This is a genomic window from Geobacillus sp. ZGt-1 (genome assembly GCF_001026865.1).
Taxonomy (GTDB): domain Bacteria; phylum Bacillota; class Bacilli; order Bacillales; family Anoxybacillaceae; genus Geobacillus; species Geobacillus thermoleovorans.
Genome location: NZ_LDPD01000023.1, coordinates 222,398 through 226,143, shown reverse-complemented (window position 1 = coordinate 226,143; position 3,746 = coordinate 222,398). Strand labels below are relative to the sequence as shown.

2 protein-coding genes and 1 pseudogene are annotated in these 3,746 nt (G+C 50.1%); 2 read left to right on the top strand and 1 reads right to left on the bottom strand.

Annotation, left to right across the window (positions count from 1 at the left end; genetic code table 11):
• The coding region (gene gndA, locus VU18_RS09860; protein ID WP_173426830.1) for an NADP-dependent phosphogluconate dehydrogenase at positions 1–1,377 on the top strand (1,377 nt) is incomplete at its 5' end.
• A 68-nt stretch (positions 1,378–1,445) separates the two neighbouring features.
• Here gndA and VU18_RS19990 read toward each other — a convergent pair.
• Positions 1,446–1,679, bottom strand: a pseudogene (locus tag VU18_RS19990) (DNA-binding response regulator); the annotation flags it as partial.
• Between the two features lie 303 nt (positions 1,680–1,982).
• Here VU18_RS19990 and VU18_RS09850 point away from each other — a divergent pair.
• Entirely contained in the window at positions 1,983–3,731 is a 1,749-nt protein-coding gene (locus VU18_RS09850; protein WP_236687348.1) for a YncE family protein, read from the top strand.
• Positions 3,732–3,746 lie beyond the last annotated feature (15 nt).

Sequence of the window (3,746 nt, the reverse complement as noted above, 5' to 3'; positions counted from 1 at the left end):
GCGGTCATGGGGAAAAACTTGGCGTTGAACATTGAAAGCAAAGGCTATTCAGTGGCGGTATACAACCGTTCGCGCGAAAAAACGGACGAGTTTTTGCAGGAAGCGAAAGGAAAAAACATTGTCGGTACATACAGCATCGAAGAATTCGTCAACGCCTTGGAAAAACCGCGGAAAATTTTGCTGATGGTGAAAGCGGGAGCGCCGACGGACGCGACGATCGAACAGCTGAAGCCGCATTTGGAGAAAGGCGATATTGTAATTGACGGCGGCAATACGTATTTTAAGGATACGCAACGCCGCAATAAAGAACTCGCTGAACTCGGCATTCACTTTATCGGCACAGGGGTCTCCGGCGGTGAGGAAGGGGCGCTGAAAGGCCCGTCGATCATGCCGGGTGGGCAAAAAGAAGCGCATGAGCTCGTGCGCCCGATTTTTGAAGCCATCGCTGCGAAAGTCGACGGCGAGCCGTGCACGACGTACATCGGTCCGGACGGCGCGGGGCATTATGTCAAAATGGTGCATAACGGCATTGAATACGGCGACATGCAGCTGATCGCTGAAGCGTACTTCCTGCTCAAACATGTGCTCGGCATGGATGCTGCAGAGCTGCACGAAGTGTTTGCCGACTGGAACAAAGGCGAATTGAACAGCTACTTGATTGAAATTACGGCCGACATTTTCACGAAAATCGATGAAGAAACAGGCAAGCCGCTTGTTGATGTCATTTTGGACAAAGCCGGGCAAAAAGGGACGGGCAAATGGACGAGCCAAAACGCCCTCGATTTGGGCGTGCCGCTGCCGATCATCACGGAATCGGTGTTCGCCCGTTTCATCTCGGCGATGAAAGACGAGCGCGTGAAAGCAAGCAAAGTGCTCGCAGGCCCAGCGGTGAAGCCGTTTGAAGGCGACCGCGGCCACTTCATCGAAGCCGTGCGCCGCGCGCTTTATATGAGCAAAATTTGCTCGTACGCCCAAGGATTTGCGCAAATGAAGGCGGCTTCTGAGGAATACAACTGGAACTTGCGCTATGGCGACATCGCCATGATCTTCCGCGGCGGCTGCATCATCCGCGCGCAATTTTTGCAAAAAATTAAAGAGGCGTACGACCGCGATCCGGCGCTTTCGAACTTGCTCTTGGATCCGTATTTCAAAGACATTGTCGAACGCTACCAAGACGCGCTCCGCGAAATCGTCGCCACCGCGGCGATGCGCGGCATTCCAGTGCCAGGATTCGCAAGCGCCCTCGCCTATTACGACAGCTACCGCACCGCGGTGCTCCCAGCCAACTTAATCCAAGCGCAGCGCGATTACTTCGGCGCCCACACGTACGAACGCGTTGACAAGGAAGGCATTTTCCATACGGAATGGTTGAAATAAGCGAAAAACCCTTAGAGCCGAAGGCGGTTCTAAGGGTTTTTTGGTGCTTGATGAAACGAAAGCTTCCCCAAGTGCGGCTTGCAAGCAGAAAACTCTTCCATCACACGGCCGAAATCGCGGATGCCGCAAACGTCGTACGACCATTGTTCCAAACGTGCTTTGATTTCTTGAAACAACGTCACATCATCTTCAATGAGCAAAATGTTCAACTTTGCCTCACCCCACTTGTTTCTATTGGGAGCTCCGTTTTCATTATATTTGTTTGACCGTTCGGGGGAAAGGAGGTTCAAAATGGAAAGCATGAAAATGCATTACACAGCAAAGCGATGGCCGCTGTTCGTGATCGGCGGCAGTTGGTGCATGCGGCCGAACAGGGGGCGTATGGCAAAAAGAGCTTGAAGTGATGATCAACGGTGGGCTATCATGGATATTGAGGATGGATAAGGAATGGTCAAATGTCGGTGCTCGATTGTTTGAGCTATGCTATGCGCAAGGAATGTATAAGGAAGGAATTAGAAATCATTGTTTGACGGGGGATTGGAATGGGAACAACATTTAGGAAAGGTTTTTTATTTTGTCTCTTCTTGTTTATCTGTCTTTTCCATGTGTTTCCTTCCGCTAAAGCGGAAGCGGCCGGACCGCGTACGCAACAGCTTCCTGGGCGCGTGCTCGATTGGGTCATGGATGATCAAAATGGGTATATTTATGCGCTCACGGAAAAGGGGATGTTATTATTTATTGAAGCGAGCACATTGTCGATCAAAAAGCAGGAACCCGTTTCTCTGCGGGCATACAGCGCTTTATGGCGGAAATATGCCCAGCGGTCGGTCACTCTTCTTTTGCGGGACGGGAAGCTGTATGTGCCGTCTGAAACATCGATAGACGTTTTTGACGTCAAAACAAAACGGCTGATTCAACGAGCCCCGTATAACGGATTGCCGTTTGGCCTATTAGGCAACAAAATCGTAACTTTCGGAAAGCAGTACGGGCGCGGGAAGACGACGTATGAGATGTACATGTGGGATTTGGCGGCGAAACGCCAAACAAGCCGGCTGATTGCTGATCCTAACTTTTTTTCTGTTTTTTCAGAGGAAAATACGTTGTTTTTCGATGAGAAGAGAGGTCTAGCCTTCATCGGCCGCAATGTTTCCATTCCTGATTTAGCGGTATTGCGCCTGTTCGATTTGAAGGTGGTGAAGCGAGTTTCGTATCAAGGGCCGAGAGGTAGCGCTCCCACCCATCCGCTCATCGTTGACGGAAGCGATGTGTTTTTTGCGGGAAGGCGCATTGATGCCGGAAATATCAACATGGTGCACGACTGTTATAACGGCCCCGTTTTAGATGTTCAAGGGGCCTATGTGGTGACAAATAAGGCGGTGTATGACCGTTACACCTCTGCTAAGATAAACGCGCTTCCATTCCCGACGAACTATGCGTTGATGGATGCAAAGTACAATTTGTATTTGATCAAAGAAGGGGAAAATCGAATTTATAAATATCCATTGCCGGCCGATGAGAGCTATTATGTTCGATCGTCCCATTATGCTTTCACCAATGTCCCCATTTCCCATTTGGCTTATGATTCGTCGACCGGATGGTTGTATGTGTTGTCCGCCGAAGACAGCAAACTGTTTGTCATTCGCGCCAGCGACATGAAAATGGTGAAAGAAATTCATCCCGGACCGCAGCCGACGGATGTAAAAATTGATGGCGGCAAGGTGTATGTTGCGCTATCGGGAGCGACGAAAATGGCGATTTACGACGCCAAAACAATGCAGTTTCTTGGAACGGTGCCGCTGATCGCTGCTCCGCGTTCATTGGCGATCGGGGACGGGAAAATTTTCTTCACGGACAATAGCCGCACGTTGACGGGATCGATTGCCGTTTATGATATGAAGACGAAAAAACAATGGCGAATCCCAAAGGTATTCATCAATCCGTTGATTGGGTATGACGAAAAACAAAATGTATTGTATGTCGGACAGGAAGGAACATCGGATCATGATCTGTATGCGGTGCGGCTTTCCGATTGGCATGTTTCGCAACTATTGTCCTTCCCTGGAGGGGATGATGCCTTTTTTATGAACGGCGGGGAGATTTTTTACGGAAAGGCGCGCATCAATCCAGCCCAGCCCGGCGCATTGGTGGCCGCTGAATTTCCGGAGCCGCTTCGGGCGGCGAGCCGTCAATATATCATCACCAGCCGTGCCATTTATAACCGGGCAACAGGAACGAAAATCGCCGATTTGTCATCTGAAGCGTTGCTCGCAACGGCTGGAGATGATGGAATGATCTTCACGTATCGAAAAGTGGCTACGAACCATTATTTGATTAAGCAAAAACTGTCTCAGTGAACTACCCCCACTTAA